General features: G+C 33.3%; 18 protein-coding genes. 16 read left to right on the top strand and 2 right to left on the bottom strand.

The features are described from left to right. Positions 1-4: 4 nt before the first annotated feature. Both ACS3UD_RS09175 and ACS3UD_RS09170 read right to left on the bottom strand, forming a co-directional pair. Positions 5-193, bottom strand: a complete 189-nt coding sequence (locus tag ACS3UD_RS09175; RefSeq protein ID WP_308139903.1) for a capping complex subunit for YIEGIA — start codon at positions 191-193, stop codon at positions 5-7. Positions 194-218: 25 nt separating this feature from the next. Continuing rightward, positions 219-1,127, bottom strand: coding sequence for a YIEGIA domain-containing protein (locus tag ACS3UD_RS09170; RefSeq protein WP_308139904.1), 909 nt, complete (start codon positions 1,125-1,127; stop codon positions 219-221). A gap of 614 nt (positions 1,128-1,741) precedes the next feature. Between ACS3UD_RS09170 and ACS3UD_RS09165 the strand changes: the two genes are divergently transcribed. The 16 genes from ACS3UD_RS09165 to ACS3UD_RS09090 all read left to right on the top strand — a co-directional run bounded on the left by ACS3UD_RS09165 (position 1,742) and on the right by ACS3UD_RS09090 (position 17,433). After that, entirely contained in the window at positions 1,742-1,975 is a 234-nt protein-coding gene (locus tag ACS3UD_RS09165; protein WP_308139905.1) for an alpha/beta-type small acid-soluble spore protein, read from the top strand. A 223-nt stretch (positions 1,976-2,198) separates the two neighbouring features. Beyond that, a complete protein-coding gene (locus ACS3UD_RS09160) occupies positions 2,199-2,474 on the top strand; it encodes a hypothetical protein (RefSeq protein WP_308139906.1) in 276 nt (91 codons plus the stop codon). Between the two features lie 383 nt (positions 2,475-2,857). Next, complete coding sequence (locus ACS3UD_RS09155) at positions 2,858-3,436, top strand: DJ-1/PfpI family protein (RefSeq protein ID WP_308139907.1); 579 nt, start codon at positions 2,858-2,860, stop codon at positions 3,434-3,436. A gap of 477 nt (positions 3,437-3,913) precedes the next feature. Then, positions 3,914-4,561 (top strand): cyclase family protein, encoded by a 648-nt coding sequence (locus tag ACS3UD_RS09150; RefSeq protein ID WP_308139908.1) that lies wholly within the window; start codon positions 3,914-3,916, stop codon positions 4,559-4,561. A gap of 172 nt (positions 4,562-4,733) precedes the next feature. Continuing rightward, the gene (locus ACS3UD_RS09145; RefSeq protein WP_308139909.1) at positions 4,734-6,734 is read left to right on the top strand and encodes an ATP-binding protein; all 2,001 of its coding nucleotides are present in this window, start codon (positions 4,734-4,736) and stop codon (positions 6,732-6,734) included. Beyond that, positions 6,727-8,082, top strand: coding sequence for a sigma-54-dependent transcriptional regulator (locus ACS3UD_RS09140; protein WP_308139910.1), 1,356 nt, complete (start codon positions 6,727-6,729; stop codon positions 8,080-8,082). Before ACS3UD_RS09145 ends, ACS3UD_RS09140 begins: the two co-directional genes overlap by 8 nt. Positions 8,083-8,253: 171 nt before the next feature. After that, entirely contained in the window at positions 8,254-9,624 is a 1,371-nt protein-coding gene (locus ACS3UD_RS09135; RefSeq protein ID WP_308139911.1) for an alanine/glycine:cation symporter family protein, read from the top strand. 222 nt (positions 9,625-9,846) lie between these two features. Then, a complete protein-coding gene (locus ACS3UD_RS09130; RefSeq protein WP_308139912.1) occupies positions 9,847-10,260 on the top strand; it encodes an arsenate reductase ArsC in 414 nt (137 codons plus the stop codon). Positions 10,261-10,323: 63 nt separating this feature from the next. After that, positions 10,324-10,659 carry an ArsR/SmtB family transcription factor gene (locus tag ACS3UD_RS09125; RefSeq protein WP_308139913.1) on the top strand — a complete coding sequence of 112 codons (336 nt, stop codon included), beginning with the start codon at positions 10,324-10,326 and terminating at the stop codon, positions 10,657-10,659. Between the two features lie 13 nt (positions 10,660-10,672). Then, positions 10,673-11,722, top strand: coding sequence for an ACR3 family arsenite efflux transporter (gene arsB / locus ACS3UD_RS09120; protein WP_308139914.1), 1,050 nt, complete (start codon positions 10,673-10,675; stop codon positions 11,720-11,722). Between the two features lie 201 nt (positions 11,723-11,923). Next, a complete protein-coding gene (locus ACS3UD_RS09115; protein WP_308139915.1) occupies positions 11,924-12,895 on the top strand; it encodes a DMT family transporter in 972 nt (323 codons plus the stop codon). 119 nt (positions 12,896-13,014) lie between these two features. After that, positions 13,015-13,782 (top strand): glucose 1-dehydrogenase, encoded by a 768-nt coding sequence (locus tag ACS3UD_RS09110; RefSeq protein WP_308139916.1) that lies wholly within the window; start codon positions 13,015-13,017, stop codon positions 13,780-13,782. A gap of 185 nt (positions 13,783-13,967) precedes the next feature. Next, positions 13,968-14,474, top strand: coding sequence for a GNAT family N-acetyltransferase (locus tag ACS3UD_RS09105; protein ID WP_308139917.1), 507 nt, complete (start codon positions 13,968-13,970; stop codon positions 14,472-14,474). Between the two features lie 183 nt (positions 14,475-14,657). After that, on the top strand, positions 14,658-14,861 hold the full coding sequence (locus tag ACS3UD_RS09100; protein WP_213927058.1) for a helix-turn-helix transcriptional regulator: 204 nt from the start codon (positions 14,658-14,660) through the stop codon (positions 14,859-14,861). Then, positions 14,858-15,265, top strand: coding sequence for a hypothetical protein (locus tag ACS3UD_RS09095; RefSeq protein ID WP_308139918.1), 408 nt, complete (start codon positions 14,858-14,860; stop codon positions 15,263-15,265). Before ACS3UD_RS09100 ends, ACS3UD_RS09095 begins: the two co-directional genes overlap by 4 nt. Before the next feature lie 230 nt (positions 15,266-15,495). Then, on the top strand, positions 15,496-17,433 hold the full coding sequence (locus ACS3UD_RS09090) for a sigma-54-dependent Fis family transcriptional regulator (protein ID WP_308139919.1): 1,938 nt from the start codon (positions 15,496-15,498) through the stop codon (positions 17,431-17,433). The last annotated feature ends 23 nt before the right edge of the window (positions 17,434-17,456 follow it).

Raw genomic sequence — 17,456 nt, 5'->3', positions numbered from 1 at the left:
CCTCCTATTTTATTATGATATAATCACCACAACTTAGTTGTGAAACATTGGCCCTCATGGCTTTTCCAATATCTCTGCACAATATTTTTTGTTCTTCAACGTTATTTGCTATTAGTATTAATGGATTTCCTCCAAAAACTCTTTCTTTATTTAATGTAATATAAGCAATTATTTCAGCTTTTTCTTTTGCCATTATAATTTCTCCTTTAATTTTCTAATTATTTATCTTCAAGCGGATCTTTTATTAGTTCAGGATTCTTTTTGACATTTTCTAAAATTGGCGTTTGTTTTATTGTATCAACAAAAGCACCTTTATCTCTTATAATTGGCACTATGGCTAAAGCAATTTTACCTGTACTAAATTGTTTCCTTATGAAGTTATATCTTTTAACACCAAGTCTTCTACAAACTTCAAAAAGTATTGCCTGCCTTTGGCCATAATTATCTAAAGTGATTCGGAAATGTTCTTTTTTTGGAGTTATTACAGCACCAATACCTTCAGATTGTACTAATTTTCTTGAATTATCAGTTCCTAATAAATTAGTAACAAATATATTATCCACGTAAAGTTCAGAATTTCTAACTTCAATTTTACCGATTTTAACATCTGCGAGATCACCAACATTATGTCCTTTTGAAAATCTTCTTAAAATTAAGAATGTTATTGCACCGGCTATTACACCAATTACAATATTCACCCATATTACTTTGCTGTTAACGACATGCATGGTTATTCCAGTAATTAAAGATACTAATAGAGCAAAATAATTTCTTGCTTCATATGTTTTCGAAATACCATCTATGTAAGCATCACCTCTTTTAGCATATTCAGAGCTATCAACATCTTTTAAACTCTCTTTTTCTAATTTCCTAATGTCCCTAAAATGCTGGATACCCAATGTTAAAAAAGTAATAGCTGAATAATTCTTAGTTAGAAAAGCAGGAACGACAACAGCTCCTAAACCTGCAGCAACTATTCCTGAAACTAAATTTAATAAATAACCATTAGGATAACTTGGGTATTGCCTATAATCTTGTATTATGGTTAATATCCTTGCTAAACTCCCCATAATGACAGCAGTACCTATAAAAATAAGTTGCTGCTGAGATATAATTTCTTCTTTCATTATGACCTCCAATTAAATTATTCGTTTGTAATGGGATATTACTTCAGCAATACCTATATAGGGATAAACATAGTAGTATCTCGGTTTTTATGTACAAGGATTGACCTATAAAAATTATTATTCTATTTATAATTTTAATTATTCACAAAAACTTGTTAAAATAAAGGTAATCTATTTGGATGAAAAAGGTGAGTATAATGAAAAAGAGTGGGAATTGTTTTGGCTGATAACTAAAGGCCTCATTATAAATAAATTATTCTTTAGGCAAAATAAGATTAAGAAACTATTTTTATAACTAATAAACTTGTTTGACGAGAATCTCGGTATAAGGAGAGATGATAATGCCTAAAGCTAACTAGCAACCTGTTACCCCATATTTAATGAATATTAAAACACAATACACTGGATTACCAGTTATTGTTATTAAAGATGGAAAAGTTTCTGATGAAAATTTAAAAAAAATAAAAAATGGATAATGTATAGATTTATTATAAAATTTATCAAATATATTTTTTAAAAAAAAGGGTACAATAAACTTTAATCTCAATAAAAAGAGATAATTGTTCTCCGCTGACAATTAAATTTTTTTCTAGAATGAAAGGAGAAATAAAATTATGTCATCAAATAATAATGGTAACAACAGAGTGAAAGTTCCAGAAGCGAAACAGGCTTTAAATCAAATGAAGTTAGAAATAGCTAATGAATTAGGCTTAAGTGATTATGATAAGATTGACAAAGGAAACTTGACATCTAGACAGAATGGCTATGTTGGTGGATACATGGTAAGAAATTTAGTAGAATTGGCCCAAAAACAGATGGCAGGTCAAAACGGTACACAAATTAAATAATTAAATATAATATTTCCTATGAGTATTTTAGTCATAGGAAATATTTTGTATTTAAAGTCTTTTTAGCACTTTTAAATATTAACTTTTTACATTAAAAATCTTAATTTGGTTAACTTTAATAATTTCGCTAAAATATACTGATAGAATACTCATGCTTTTTTTACAAATACTAATTGATGTAAGTAGGACTTACAAATTTAAAGAATATTAATGGAGGCAATACATGACAAATATAAATGGAAATATTCCTAGTATTAAAAATTCAAAATCAATAGAACAGGCAGAAATTCAAAATGCTATGCAAAATATGAACTCTCCTGCAAGTAAAAATATGATTTTAGGTGCTGAATTAACTTCAAATATTTCAAATACAGCAAGCCTAGGGAACATGACCAATTCTGTTCCTAGCTTAAATAGTTCTACATCTGTAGGATCTGAAAAAATACAAAGTGTAAAAAATAAACTGCAAGAAAGTGGTAATAATAACAACGTTTATTAGTATGTTTTAGCAAATTAAAGAATGGGCTGTCTCGATAAGGGGCGGCCCTCTTACCATATTTAGAATTACCCCTATTTAATTTTAATATTGCGGTTACACGTATTATAATAATATTATTAAACAACATTATTATAACACTAGCACGAAAAAAATCCATATATTTACACTAATTCAATAACATGGTACAATAAAGTGAACTGACTATAATAAACTGGATAAACATAATAAGGTCATCTAAATCAGCTCTAATGAGCATAAATTATTTGGATAAGTTAGATATTGGTATTACTGAAAAACTATATTTGATAGGTATCCACTAATGGTAAGGTTCAACCTAGATTTAAAATTAACTAAGCCAATAAAACAGGAGATACAGAATAGTTATGAATAAAATATTAGTGTTTATTTTTGACGGAATGACAGATTATGAAATAACATTTATTACCCACTTATTGAGTGCAGATGCTGGTAAAAAAATAATTACAATTTCGTATGAAAATAAAATTATTAAAGGCAGCTCTGGTTTTTTATATAAGCCGTTAAAATTAATAACAGATGTAAAATATGAGGATGTAGAAGGTTTGATAATTCCAGGTGGGTGGTATGGAGATTCTAAACCTGAATTAATAGAACTAATAAATAACCTGAATTCAAAAGGGAAATTAATAGGTGGCATTTGTGGTGCTGGAACAGTATTTTTAGCAAAGTCAGGTATCCTGAAAAATGTTAAATATACTTCGCCCGTTGTAGAATGGACGCAAAAACATATTGAGGCATTTGGAGAAGAAGACCCCTTCCCAAGAGAAAATTTTGTTTGGGAAAGGGTTGTAAAAGATAAAAACATTATAACTGCTCAAGGAATAGCTTTTATCGACTTTGCAATAGAAATATGCGATTGGTTTAATTTATTTAAAAATAAAGAAGAAAAAAATAACTTTGCTAAGCATATCAAGGGAACATAAAAGAATTAAATATTACGTGGACTGACCTTTGAATTCCAATTAACTTTTGTATGAATTTTTTAAGTCGTTTTAAGCTCCGTCCCCAGAATACATGTTAACTTCAGGAGAATATTGGGACTATGTAAATGAGATATGCCCTAACAAGGATGATAAATAATTAGGAAAGACAAAATAGACATTTCACATCTATTGATTCACAATATTCAAATATTACGACACAATTGTAGAAAAAAGCGAACAAGAATCGCTTTAATAATTATGAGGATTTTTTTCTCGTTTTAATTTGTACTAATTCTTGACATAGGACCATTTCAAATTTTTATAAACGTGATATAATATAATATATACAAGCATAAGCTTGTATCAAACTGTTCTTGAGGAAGTAAGGAGTTGTGGTAAATAACTGAACTAATTGCTATATTTAAATTCATTTAGGCTTATTTAGAAAACACTATATTGAGAAAGCGAGAGTATGTTATGAAAGTTATTGATTTAACACGCACAATTTCTGAAAGTATGCCGGTTTATCCGGGAACAGAAGGACCAAAATTAAAAATTGCAAACACTTATGAAAAAGACGGTTTTAAAGAAACTTTAATTACAATGTTTTCACATACAGGAACTCACATGGATGCACCAGTGCATTTATTTTCCCACAGAACTACGTTGGACACTTTTCCCATAGAACAATTTGTCGGCAAAGGAATAGTTATTGATTGCAGTGATTTGAGAGAAGGCCAAAGAATTACTATGAGTTACATTAATGATGTAAAAGAAAAAGCAGATCAGGCAGAATATATTTTATTCCATACAGGTTGGGATAAGTATTGGGGGACAAGTTCTTATTTTGGAGAATATCCATATATAACAGAAGAAGTAGCAGAATATTTAATACATAATAATAAAAAAGGAATCGGATTAGATGTAATAGGATTAGACCCTATCTCAGATGAGAATTTGACACTCCATCGAAAACTTTTCTCTGAAACTGATATAGTCGTTATAGAAAATCTTGCTCGCTTAGGTGATGTGGGAAATGAAATCTTCACATTCTGCGCTCTTCCGCTTAAATACGAAAATGCAGATGGAGCGCCTATTAGGGCAGTTGCTATTCTAAGTGAGTAGAAGTGAGCGTATTTTATATTGAATAAAACTTTATGAATGTTAGCCACACCCTTCAAGGAGGGTGTGGCTTTTTCAATGGAAATGTTTTCTGAATTGATGTATAATGGTTTAGAGATGATTTGATTGCTTTCTTGTAAAATATAATTCTTTCTTTGTGAAAGGAACTGAGAATATGACAAAGATAAATAAAAAAATAGTGTACTCTATTATGGCTTTTACAGTTCTAGTAATCCTTATTGCCGTAAATCAGATTATAATAAACAATTATGACTTGAGTGTGTATGAGTACATAGAGTATTCACTTCCTTTAACTGAAAGGGAAGTCAATTTTTTGTCTGAAAAAGAGACCCTATATTTTTCATCTGACAAGAATGCTCCGCCTTTTGCATATATAGATAATAATAGCGGACAGTACAAAGGACTTGTTCTTGATTATGTTAATGCACTTTCAATAGAACTTGAAGCAGATATAGAATTTTTGCCCAAAACATGGGGAGATGTAGCTCCCAGCGTGATTGAAGGCAGTTCGGATATGTGTGATATATTTCCCAGCGACGAGAGAAAGAAAAACTTTATATTTTCTGAGCCTATTTACAGGCTGAGAGCTGTTGTTATGACTGGAGATTCAAGCAATATATCAGTACCGGCTGATTTGTCGGGATGCAGGGTGGCAGTTCCATCTGGCGACTATGCAGTTGAATATATTAGAAACAATATACCTGGCGTTGAAGTAGTAGAAGTAGCAGACCTGCTTGAGTCTATAAAACTTTTCGATAAGGGAAGTGTTGATGCCGTAGTAGGAGATGAACCGGTATTACTTTATTTTTTGAATCAGCTGGATATGAAGGACAGTATTAATATTTTGGACACAGTTTTGTATGATAGCCAGGTAAGTATTGGTGTTAATAAGTCTAACCCTTTACTGGCTAAGATAATTAATAAGGGGATATTGAGTCTAAAGAAGAAAAACTATGTTCAAAAAATACAGCAGAAATGGTTTGGAATTTCAGCCCCTATAATGGAACACAGGGTTCCTGCCAGACTGATGCTGATACTTACTGCAGTTATAAGCGGGCTTATATTGATTTTTTCTGTAATGCTTTTATGGAGCTACACATTAAAATTGCAAGTAATAAAGCGGACAGAGGAATTAAATAAAAGCAGAAACAATCTGCAAATGACAGTAGATGCTCTTTCAAGTTTTTTAATATGCGTTGATTCAGAAGATAGAATTACAAGCGCAAACAAATCTTTTTGTGAGTATGTTAACATTAGTAGCAGCTCTATGCATGGGCAGTATTATAAAAATATTCCTCTTTTAAGCAATATTGGAATTAAAACAAGCTCGGTGAAGAATAACGAATTTTCATTTCTAGGTAAATACTACTTGTATTCATTGTTAGAGATGAATTATAAAGAATGCAGTTATCTTATAGTCATTGAAGATATTACAGATCAAAAAATAAGTCAACAGCAGGTATTGCAACAGAATAAAATGATAGCTTTGGGGCAACTTGCAGCAGGCGTGGCGCATGAGATAAGAAACCCTTTAGGCCTTATCCAAAATTACTGCTATATTTTAAAGACATATGTTATGACCAGCAATCCTGTTGCCAAGGACTCAATAGAAGTAATCGAATCTTCAGTTGAGAGAATGGATGGAATTGTAAATAATCTTCTAAACTTTTCTCGATCAGGCAACGGTAAATTATCATGTATTGATATTAAGAAATTTATTAATGATATTACTTCAATGGAAAATAAGTTCAGGCTAAAAAGTAATATTACAGTAAGCATAAACTGTAGCAAAGACATTAAATTTCTTACAATTGAAGAGAGTATGAAGCACATATTTTTAAACCTTTTTTCAAATGCTGCAGATGCCATGCCTGATGGTGGGAAAATAATAATTGACTGTGTAATGGAAGAGGACTATTTGTATGTTGATTTTAGCGATGCAGGATGTGGGATAAGCGATGAAAGCATTGAACGAATCTTTAATCCATTTTTTACTACCAAGAGTTCGGGTCATGGAACAGGGTTGGGATTGTATATAGTATATAACGAGGTTCAGAAGCTGGGAGGAGAAATTAGGGTTGAAAGCCACATGGGAAAGGGAACTGTATTTAAGATGAAATTTCCAGTTGTTAAGGAGATGCGAGAAAATGTATGATTTTAAAGTGCTTATTGTAGATGATGAAGAAGATTTCAGAAAGGTATATAAGCTAATGCTTGAATATAAAGGCTATTCTGTTTCGACGGCTGAATCGGGTGAACAATGTTTAGATTTTCTTAAAACAGAGTCATATGATTTGGTTTTGACAGATTTGAAGATGAACGGGATAGACGGTGTTGAGCTCTTAAAAAAAATAAAAGAGCTGGGCTACGGGTGTGAAGTGATTTTGGTAACTGCGTTCAGCACTGTGGAAAACGCGGTTACAGCAATGAAGTTAGGAGCTTTTGGATATTTTATTAAAGGACAGGATCCTCAAATATTGCTTAAAGAAATAGAAAAGCTTGTAACAATTTTACGTTTAAAAGACGAAAATGCAAGAAACAGTCAGACGAATTTTAAATACCTTCTCGATACTAAAAGTGAAAAGTTTCGAGAGGTTCTTCGAATATCAAAAAAAGCTGCTGAGGGAAATTCTAATATCCTTATCCTTGGAGAATCCGGAACAGGCAAAGAAGTAATTGCCAAGTTTATACACAGTTGCAGCAGCAGAAGAGATAAGAATTTTGTTGCTGTGAATTGTCAGGCATTTTCAGAAAATCTTCTTGAATCAGAGCTTTTTGGGCATGAAAAAGGTGCTTTTACAGGAGCAACTGAAAAAAGAATAGGAAGATTTGAAGAGGCAGATAAAGGGATGTTATTTCTTGATGAAATAGGAGAAATATCACAAAGTATACAAGTAAAGCTTTTGAGAGTAATCGAAAATAAGATTATAGAAAGAATAGGAAGCAATAAGGAAATAGATATTGACATAAAGCTGATCAGCGCCACAAATAAAGATCTATTTAAAGAAATATGCCAAGGTGGTTTTAGGGAAGATCTTTTTTATAGGATAAATACAATTACTGTTTATGTTCCACCCTTGAGGGAAAGAAGAGAAGACATTCCTGCTTTTATAGATTTTTTTCTGAAATATTATGAAAATGAGATGAAGAAAAAAATAATAAGTATTGACAGCAGTCTTATGGAAATACTGATCAATTATAATTATCCGGGTAATATAAGGGAGTTAAAAAATATAATTGAGAGATTGGTAGTGCTAAGTGATAACGGAATTTTGGAAAAAAGAGATTTGCCTGTTATTCGAGAAAGAAATGATAATATGGATGAAACAGGTTCAAGATTGAAAACTTTGAGAGATGTTAGACAAGATGCAGAAATTAAACACATCAAGCATGTGCTAATGAAGTGCGGCAATAATATCAGTGAGGCTTCAAGAATTTTAGATATTAGTAGAAGGCAACTGTATAATAAATTACATGAGTATAATATTGAACTTAAATTATGAGAAATTTATTATACATAATGTGAAATTAATTATACACTTTCCGAAAACGTTTCTCTGTTTTATATTTGTTTAGAACCTTCATACATTCAAATTAAGGCAATTGTTAAATAATGCTCATCTTGGCATGCTAATTGCTCTATGTAATTGTAACAATGTTAAGGAGGAATTAGCATGGAAAAGATTTTGCAAATCAATGATTTTGTGAACAGCATTGTGTGGGGGCCGTACATGATTGCTCTGCTGGTAGGAACCGGAATTTTTTTGAGTATTCGCTTAGGCTTTCCGCAGGTTGTTGATTTCAAAGACATAATGAACAAAACTGTTGGCAAAATGTTCAAAAAGAAGTCAGGAATAGAGGGAGACATTACTTCGGGCCAGGCAGGCCTTACTGCAATAGCTGCTGTGGTTGGAACAGGAAATATTGCAGGAATTGCTACTGCTATAGCGATTGGCGGACCTGGAGCTGTATTTTGGATGTGGGTATCTGCATTTTTTGGAATGGCTACTAAGTTTTCTGAGATAGCCCTCGGTATTAAATACCGTGAGAGGATGAAAGATGGTTCAATAGCCGGAGGCGCAATGTACTATCTTGATAAAGGACTTCATAATAAATTTTTATCTTATTTTTTCAGCATAATGGTTATTATAACATATTTTATAATGGGAGCAGTGGTAGATACAAACTCCGTGGCACTATCTGTACAAGAGCAATGGGGAATTAAACCGTTAATCACTGGTATAGTGTTGTCTATTGCAACTGGAATAGTAATATTGGGAGGAATTAAGAGAATGGGGCAGGTATGTGAGTTCCTTACACCTTTTATGGGAGGACTTTATATACTCGCTGGAATATTTGTTCTAATTCTTAATTTCAAAGAAGTCCCGGGAGCATTGGGAGCGATATTTTCAAATGCATTCACCCCAATATCAGCAACAGGTGGTTTTGCAGGAGCTACTTTAGGAAAAATTATTAAAATTGGTTTTGCTCGAGGGCTTTTTTCAAATGAAGCAGGAATGGGAAGTTCCCCTATTATTCACAGTAGTGCCCAAGTTGACCACCCGGTTGAACAAGCTATTTGGGGTGTAGCGGAGGTATTTATTGATACAATTATCATTGGCACTATAACAGCGGTTACAATCATTATTTCCGGCGAATGGACAACCGGAGTATCCGGCGTTGCTCTAACAATGAGAGCATTCAATGTGGCTCTACCTGGGAACATAGGAAGTTATATAGTACTTGGGTCTGCGCTGTTATTTGGGTACTCATGCCTTATATCTGTTAACTATTATTGTGAAAGAGCAGGGGAGTATATCTTTGGACCAAAATGTATTAAACCTATAAGATATTTATGGATAATCTTCATAGTTATAGGATCAATGGGTGGCTTAGAGTTTGTATGGTCTCTTGCGGATACAGCAAATGGTTTGATGGCAATACCGAACCTTATAGGTCTTATATTCCTCAGTGGGATAGTAGTAAAACTTAAAAAAGAGTATTTTCAAAAAAACAATGAAGAAAATGATTTATCAACTAATTAGTTGAAGTCAAAATTTATTAATACAATCTGTGTGTAGAAATCTGATAATTGATTTTATATCATATTATCAGATTTTTTGCTATGATATTCAATGGTGCATGGGATAATTTTATGAAATATTAATCATATAATAAATTTTACGAATTATTTACACGCTATATATTGACGTATGAGCATATACTCATATACAATGTTTATAAATTTTAATAGTAGGAGTAAAATAATGAGCAATAAACCAAAGGTAGCATTTATATGTGTTCACAATTCATGCAGAAGTCAGATAGCAGAAGCACTGGGCAAACATCTGGCAAGTGATGTTTTTGAAAGTTATTCAGCTGGAACGGAGACTAAAGCAAGGATTAACCAAGATGCTGTTAGGTTAATGAAAAAGATTTATGGTATAGATATGGAAAAAACACAGTATTCTAAGTTAGTTACTGAGCTTTCCGACATTGACATAACAATTAAAATGGGGTGCAATGTAGTCTGCCCGTTTCTTCCAAGCAAATATGAAGAAGACTGGGGATTGGAAGACCCTACAGGCAAAAGCGATGCGGATTTTGAAATGGTTATAGCTGAAATAGATAAAAAAGTGATTGAACTCGCAGAGAAAATTAGAAATGGAAATTTGTATTGATAAGCAAATCGAAGGTAAAAATAAGGAAATCAAGCACTTGCGGCTTGAAGATTTCTGGAGGAAATGATGATAGATATTTTAAAGGCGTTAGCTGATGAAACAAGGTTAAGGATTTTATCACAAGTATTTAAAGGTGAAATGTGCGTGTGTGAAATTGAGCATTGTCTTGGACTTACTCAGTCTAACGCATCAAGACATTTGACGGTACTTAAAAAGGCGGGTATTTTAGATAGCTATAAAAATGCGCAGTGGACATATTACAAAATAAGTGATGGATTTATAGATGACAATAAAGAGCTATATGATTATCTAAAAAGAAAAATATGCACACTTTCCAGCTATGAAGATGATGGTGCTAAATTTGAATGCTGCAAGCAGCAGGATTTGTGCAATAAATAAAGAGAGGAATATTATGAGCAAAAAAAATGCATCCGGAATAGGATTTTTTCAAAAATATTTAACAGTATGGGTTGCGCTGTGTATGGCTGCAGGTGTGCTTATAGGAAGATTTATCCCTATAATTCCTGAGATTTTAGGCATGTTTGAATATGCCAATGTGTCGATACCAACTGCAATATTAATATGGATAATGATTTATCCAATGATGATGAAAGTAGATTTTGAGAGCATAAAAAATGTAGGTAAGAACCCGAAAGGTTTATATGTTGTATGGGTGATAAACTGGCTTGTGAAGCCGTTTACAATGTATGCAATAGTGTCATTTTTCTTGTTTGCTGTTTTTAAAAATTTTATAACCCCTGAACTTGCAACTAATTATCTGGCAGGTGCTGTATTGCTGGGGGCTGCTCCGTGCACAGCAATGGTTTTTGTGTGGAGTACATTAACAAAGGGGGATCCTGCATATACGGTGGTTCAGGTTGCCACAAATGATTTAATTATATTGGTGGCATTTATTCCAATAGTAAAATTTTTGCTTGGGGTAAGCAACGTTTCTGTTCCTTGGGATACATTGGTTTTATCGGTTGTTCTTTTTGTAGTGATACCATTGACAGCCGGTGTTTTAACCAGATTGAATATAGTTAAGAAAAAGGGATTGGAATACTTTGAAAGTGAATTCTTGCAAAAGTTTGACGGAGTTACTACAGTCGGTTTATTATTAATGTTAGTATTGCTATTTTCATTCCAAGGGGAAACTATATTAAATAATCCTTTGCATATTTTACTAATTGCGGTACCGCTTATAATACAAACACTTTTCATATTTTTTATTGCATATTTTGCCTGTAAACTGCTTAAGCTTCCATATGATATAGCAGCACCGGCCGGTATGATTGGGGCATCAAATTTTTTTGAACTTTCTGTAGCAGTAGCGATAGCATTATTTGGAATGGATTCACCGGCTGCTCTAGCCACAACTGTAGGTGTTCTGACAGAGGTGCCTACAATGCTGCTTCTTGTATATGTTGCTAATAGAACAGCTGACTTGTTTCCAAAATATTGATTTTTCACTTTTATAAACAACGGAATATTGCTAATTCACTAATGAAGAATAATTACTCTGCTGAGAGCAGTGTAATTATTTTTTTGCCAACCATAGAGTATTAGATTTTGGTAGCAATAATTAGCTAATTGATATATAATGAGCTAATTAATTCAATTAGTTATTTTTTAGAAAGGAACAGGAGCATTTTCTGACATAAATATGAATAAAATTTTGAAATTTACAAACCAGATGTTTTCAGGCGAAATTATTGGATATTTAATGATTTTGACTGCCGGAACATTGTGGGGAACAATAGGGTTATTTGTGAAATTATTGAATGGTGTTGGAGCCACATCTTCACTAACTTCATTTATGAGGCTGTTTATGGGGTTTTGCATTTTAATTCCCATAATGTTTTTCAAGGGCGGAACAAAGTTATTTAAAATAGACGGGAAGGGGTTGTTTCAGTGTTTTTTACTGGGAACACTGTCTCAGGCGCTGTTTAACTATTGCTATACTGTAAGCATAGGAAGCGTAGGGGTTGCTACGGCTTCCATACTTTTATATACCGCACCCGTATTTGTGTGCGTTATGTCAAAAATTTTCTTTAAAGAATTAATAGGAATACAAAAGGTTTTTGCACTTGCATTAAATATTACGGGATGTTTTCTAATGGTAACCGGCGGAAACTTGTCAAATTTAAAAATATCTTCAGCAGGAATAATTTTCGGCCTTACGGCGGCTTTTATGTACAGCCTTGTAACAATTATAGGGAAAATTACATCCGGCAATATTAATCCGTTTACGGTTGTATTTTACAGCTTCTTGTTTGGCTGGATTGTGCTTGGAATTTTTACGTCGCCGTGGAAGGATATTGCGGATGCGTGGAGCTTTAGATTTTTGGTTTATTCAATTGGGTACGGTTTTATACCTACAGTGGGCTCTTACCTGCTTTATATGGGTGGTTTGTGCAGGAAACTGGAGCTTTCCAAAGTGCCGGTAATTGCTTCTGTGGAGACGGTGGTTGCATCGCTTATAGGAGTAATTGTGTTTAAGGAAAAAATAGGACTAATTAATATGTTTGGAATTATTATTCTTATCATGTCTATTGCTATAATGAATCTAAATTCAAAAAAAACAAACAGAGAAATTGCACATTGCAATATAACCGAGGTTGATAAGATAAAATAATAGAATAAGTATTCATGTTATGATTCTTTCGGATTTAATAATAAATAATTGCTTTAATTTTTAAATCAAGGGTATAATACAATATATCACATTTTATCGGAAAAAAGAAAGGAGAAAACATGAGTGATTTATTTAGTCTGAAAGGTAAGATAGCTTTGGTGACAGGCGCTTCTTCAGGTTTGGGCGTGCAATTTGCAACAGCGTTGGCAAGACAGGGTGCAGATGTTGCCGTTCTGGCAAGAAGAGTTGAAAAATTAAATAGAGTAAAGGAAGAATTGGAAAAGCTGGGAGTAAGAAGCTTTGCGGTTCAATGCGATGTAAGCGATGTTGAACAGATTAAGACTGCAGTGGCAAAGGTTAAAGAACATTTTGGCAGAATAGATATTCTTGTAAACAACGCAGGCATAGCTCTTGTTGAACCTGCAGAGTCTCAATCTGACGAAACTTGGGAAAAGATGATTAAGGTTAATTTAAATGCAGTTTATTATTTTGCAAGAGAAGTCGGGAAAATAATGGTAGAGCAAAAATACGGAAAAATAATAAATACAGGATCAATACACAGCACAGTTGCCATGACCGGCCTTCCTATTTCAGCGTATGCAACTACTAAGGGCGGAGTTATGATGATGTCCAAGGCATTAGCAAATGAATGGGCTAAGTATAATATTACGGTTAATACCATCGGGCCAGCTTATTTTGAAAGTGAGATGACTGCTGGGATTGTTTCTGATAAATCATTTTCAGATGCGGTTAAGGCTTACTGCCCTATGGGAAGAATAGGCAAAAAAGGAGAGCTTGACGGAGCGGTAGTTTATTTTGCTTCAGATGCATCAAGCTATACAACGGGTCAATATCTTGCAGTAGACGGCGGGTGGACGTCGATCTAATAATTGAAATTTAAGTTAATTATTAAGCCTGCCCTTTTTTAAAGGGCAGGCTTTTGATGTGCCCAAAAGCATAATGTTATTCAGTCTCGTATTTTAAAGTATTTTAATATTAGAAATTGATTTTGTGATTCAAATAATATAAAATTGAAAGTAAATATATGGATAAAAAATTAAAGAGGTAGTGAATGGAGCATATAGTTGAAAATATGAAGCCATCTGATTGGAAGCAGGTTAAAAACATTTACATAGAAGGAATAAAGACAGGCATTGCAACATTCCAGTCAGATGCACCTAGCTGGGAGGAGTGGGACAAATCCCATATAAGTACCTGCAGACTTGTTGCCCGCTCGTCTAACAATGATATTTCCGGATGGGCTGCGCTAAGCCCTACATCAAGTAGAGAATGCTACAATGGAGTTGTGGAGGTAAGCATTTATGTAAGCGAAAAATTCAAGGGACAGGGTGTCGGAAAATCTTTGCTGACAAAACTAGTTAAAGAATCCGAAGCGAATGGTTTTTGGACATTGTATTGTGCGATCATAAGAGAAAATGCTGCCAGTATAGCTTTGCATAAGAAATGCGGCTTCAGAGAAATAGGCATAAGAGAAAAAATAGCAAAAATGAATGATGGCATTTGGCATGATGTAATGCTTATGGAACGTAGAAGTTCAGTTGTAGGTGTAAATCAATAAAGAAATTGTGATTTAAAATCACGAGATTTTTAATAAGTATAAAAAAATCCCGATTTAATGTAAAGTATGCTTGACAAAAGCAAAATCATGTGCTATTATTAACGTAAAGTTAACTTTACAACATGCATAAGCATGTTATATTTTCAAACTGTACGTAAAGCGCACTTTACATGGAGGTAATAAATGAAAAATCGATTGGAAAAAATACGAAATGAGCGCGGAATAAACCAGGAAGATCTGGCAAAAGCATTGTCGGTATCACGCCAGACAATAAGCTCATTGGAGAATGGTCGTTACAATCCTTCAATTTTGCTTGCTTTTAAAATAGCAAAATACTTTTCAATGGCAATTGAAGATATTTTTATTTATGAGGAGGACATAAAATGAATCAAATAAGGAAAAGAATAATTGAATATATCTTGATTGGAAGCGTCGGTGTAATTTTGTTTGTTATTGCGGCAATACTTGGATTTGAAGATTCAGCCTGGAGTGGGATGGGTGCAGGATTAGCAGCCGTATCTGCAGTTAGGCTTGTTCAATTGTATCGCTATAAAAACAATGAAGATTATGCTGAAAAGATAAATATAGAAAACAGTGATGAAAGAAACAGATTTTTAGCCGAAAAAGCTAGAGGTATGACATTTGTTTATTCCATTATAATCGAAGCGGTTGCTGTTGTCGCTTTCAGATTTCTGGGTCATTCTGAAGCAAGTACATTTATAGGTTTTTTAATTTGTATTCAGCTGGTTATATACTGGTTAAGCTATATATGGCTTAAGAAAAAATATTGATTATTTAAATTTATTTAGTGTATTGGAGCCAACTATAAATTGAAGCAGCGTAAGAAAATTTGAGGTGTCTATAATAATTAAATAAATTGTAGGTGGAGAAAATTATGAATTAGTATGATTTTCTCCTTTTGCATTTTAGATAATTATAGTAGTGCAAACATTTGCACTTTGTGATAAAATATAAAATACATAATACTGAGCTGAATAATATGATATTTTGAGGTGATGTTATGTTAGCTGGAATGAAGGAAAGATGGATGGGATACATGAATAATGAAATAAATTCAAAAGATATAAGAGCAGATATATTTGAATCATGGGAAAGATGCAGGAAAATGAAAGTAAATCATCTTGCCGGATATGGAAAAAAAGCAGGCGAATCTCAGCTTAAGGAAAGCGTATTGAAAAGGCAGGAGCTTATTAAGCTTTCCAGGCCCATAATGGAAAATGTGTTTGAAATGGTCAAAAACACTAGCTACAGTGTTGTACTTACAGATGAAAATGGAATAATTATTGATTTAATCATTAACAAGGACATTATGGATTTTCACAGCAGCTTGAATTTTGTCAAAGGTTCCTTGTGGGATGAAAAAAGTGTCGGTACCAATGCAATAGGAACTTGCCTGGCTATAAATAAGCCTATTCAGGTAATCGGTGCAGAGCATTATTGCGAATATCATCATAAATGGACATGCTCGGCGGCTCCTATACATAATAGCAAGGGAGAAATAATAGGCTCATTTGACATATCAGGACGTGCGGAGGATGTGCAGACACATACGTTCGGTATAGCCGCATCAAGTGCAGAATGCATAGAAAAACAGCTTGTAATTTCAGAATCATACAACCTCATGGATACAACTTTCGATTCCATACTTGATGGAGTTATGGTGATTGACAGTAATATGAAAATAGTAAAAATAAATAATAAAATACCTGAGCTTTTTCATATGGATGAAAAGGATATTTTTAACATTAATGTAAATAAAATGCTCAATGGTGTAGAGATTGAAAAAGATATTTTTGAAAGTAAGAATAAGCTGAGCTTTTCTGATTTAACTATTTCAATAGATAATAAAAAGATAGAATGTTCACTGAGTATTTCGCCTTTGACAGAAGGAAAAGTAGTTACAGGTGCGGTTATCCTTATGAGAGAAGCTAAGCAGGTTATAAAGGAAGTAAGTAAACTGGCAGGATTTAAAGCTAACTTTACTTTCGACAATATTATAACTGTAAATGATAGAATGAATGAAATAATTAATAGTGCAAAGAAAATTTCCAAGACAAATTGTTCTGTTTTAATAGAGGGAGAAAGCGGCGTCGGGAAGGAATTATATGCTCAATCTATACACAACGAGAGTTACAGGAGAAAAGGCCCGTTTGTAGCAATAAACTGTTCAGCAATTCCGAAAGAATTATTTGAAAGCGAGTTGTTCGGCTACGAAAGCGGTTCATTTACCGGAGCTATGAAAGGCGGAAGACCTGGAAAATTTGAGCTGGCAAGAGGAGGTACGATTTTTCTGGATGAAATCGGTGAAATACCGCAGGAGGTTCAGCCAAAACTTCTGAGAGTGCTGGATAACAATAAAATAGTAAGAATAGGCGGAACCTATGAAAGAGAGCTTGATGTAAGGGTTATTTCAGCTACCAACAGAAATTTATTTGAAGAAGTAGCAAAGGGTTCCTTCAGGCAGGATTTATACTTTAGATTAAACGTTATAAATTTAAGAGTACCTCCTTTAAGAAAAAGGAAAGAAGATATTTTAGAATTGGCTAGATATTTTCTGAAAAGTCTTAATTATGAGAATAGAGATGTTAATAACAAAAAAACATTCAGTAAAGGATTTGAAAATAAGCTGGTAGAGTATGAATGGACCGGAAATGTAAGAGAGTTGAAAAATATAATTCAAAGGGCTTATTACATGGCTGAAGGGGAAATAATAAAAAATGTTTCACTTCCTTTAAATAAAGCTGCCAAATCTGTCAGAGAGACAGCGAATTTGAATCTCAAGGACATCGAAAGGGACAGTATAGTGCAGGCATTGTCATTTAATAACAGAAATGTTCTGAAGGCGGCAAAGGACTTAAATATCAGCAAGGCTACAATATACAGAAAAATAAAAGCGTATTCTATTGATTTAGATGATATTGAAAGATTGGCACAGTAAATATTTTTAAGTCTCAAAATGAA

Source organism: Sedimentibacter sp. LTW-03 (genome assembly GCF_052059825.1).
Taxonomy (GTDB): Bacteria; Bacillota; Clostridia; order Tissierellales; family Sedimentibacteraceae; genus Sedimentibacter.
This window is presented reverse-complemented; position numbering and strand designations above follow the sequence as displayed.

Bases quoted from the DNA above. Each gene is read 5' to 3' on its own strand.
- ACS3UD_RS09100 (WP_213927058.1), top strand. From the start codon at position 14,658: ATGAAAAATCGATTGGAAAAAATACGAAATGAGCGCGGAATAAACCAG.
- ACS3UD_RS09150 (WP_308139908.1), top strand. From the start codon at position 3,914: ATGAAAGTTATTGATTTAACACGCACAATTTCTGAAAGTATGCCGGTT.
- ACS3UD_RS09145 (WP_308139909.1), top strand. From the start codon at position 4,734: ATGACAAAGATAAATAAAAAAATAGTGTACTCTATTATGGCTTTTACA.
- ACS3UD_RS09170 (WP_308139904.1), bottom strand. From the start codon at position 1,127: ATGAAAGAAGAAATTATATCTCAGCAGCAACTTATTTTTATAGGTACT.
- ACS3UD_RS09110 (WP_308139916.1), top strand. From the start codon at position 13,015: ATGAGTGATTTATTTAGTCTGAAAGGTAAGATAGCTTTGGTGACAGGC.
- ACS3UD_RS09165 (WP_308139905.1), top strand. From the start codon at position 1,742: ATGTCATCAAATAATAATGGTAACAACAGAGTGAAAGTTCCAGAAGCG.
- ACS3UD_RS09125 (WP_308139913.1), top strand. From the start codon at position 10,324: ATGATGATAGATATTTTAAAGGCGTTAGCTGATGAAACAAGGTTAAGG.
- ACS3UD_RS09130 (WP_308139912.1), top strand. From the start codon at position 9,847: ATGAGCAATAAACCAAAGGTAGCATTTATATGTGTTCACAATTCATGC.
- ACS3UD_RS09095 (WP_308139918.1), top strand. From the start codon at position 14,858: ATGAATCAAATAAGGAAAAGAATAATTGAATATATCTTGATTGGAAGC.
- ACS3UD_RS09175 (WP_308139903.1), bottom strand. From the start codon at position 193: ATGGCAAAAGAAAAAGCTGAAATAATTGCTTATATTACATTAAATAAA.
- ACS3UD_RS09135 (WP_308139911.1), top strand. From the start codon at position 8,254: ATGGAAAAGATTTTGCAAATCAATGATTTTGTGAACAGCATTGTGTGG.
- ACS3UD_RS09105 (WP_308139917.1), top strand. From the start codon at position 13,968: ATGGAGCATATAGTTGAAAATATGAAGCCATCTGATTGGAAGCAGGTT.
- ACS3UD_RS09160 (WP_308139906.1), top strand. From the start codon at position 2,199: ATGACAAATATAAATGGAAATATTCCTAGTATTAAAAATTCAAAATCA.
- arsB (WP_308139914.1), top strand. From the start codon at position 10,673: ATGAGCAAAAAAAATGCATCCGGAATAGGATTTTTTCAAAAATATTTA.
- ACS3UD_RS09090 (WP_308139919.1), top strand. From the start codon at position 15,496: ATGTTAGCTGGAATGAAGGAAAGATGGATGGGATACATGAATAATGAA.
- ACS3UD_RS09140 (WP_308139910.1), top strand. From the start codon at position 6,727: ATGTATGATTTTAAAGTGCTTATTGTAGATGATGAAGAAGATTTCAGA.
- ACS3UD_RS09115 (WP_308139915.1), top strand. From the start codon at position 11,924: ATGAATAAAATTTTGAAATTTACAAACCAGATGTTTTCAGGCGAAATT.
- ACS3UD_RS09155 (WP_308139907.1), top strand. From the start codon at position 2,858: ATGAATAAAATATTAGTGTTTATTTTTGACGGAATGACAGATTATGAA.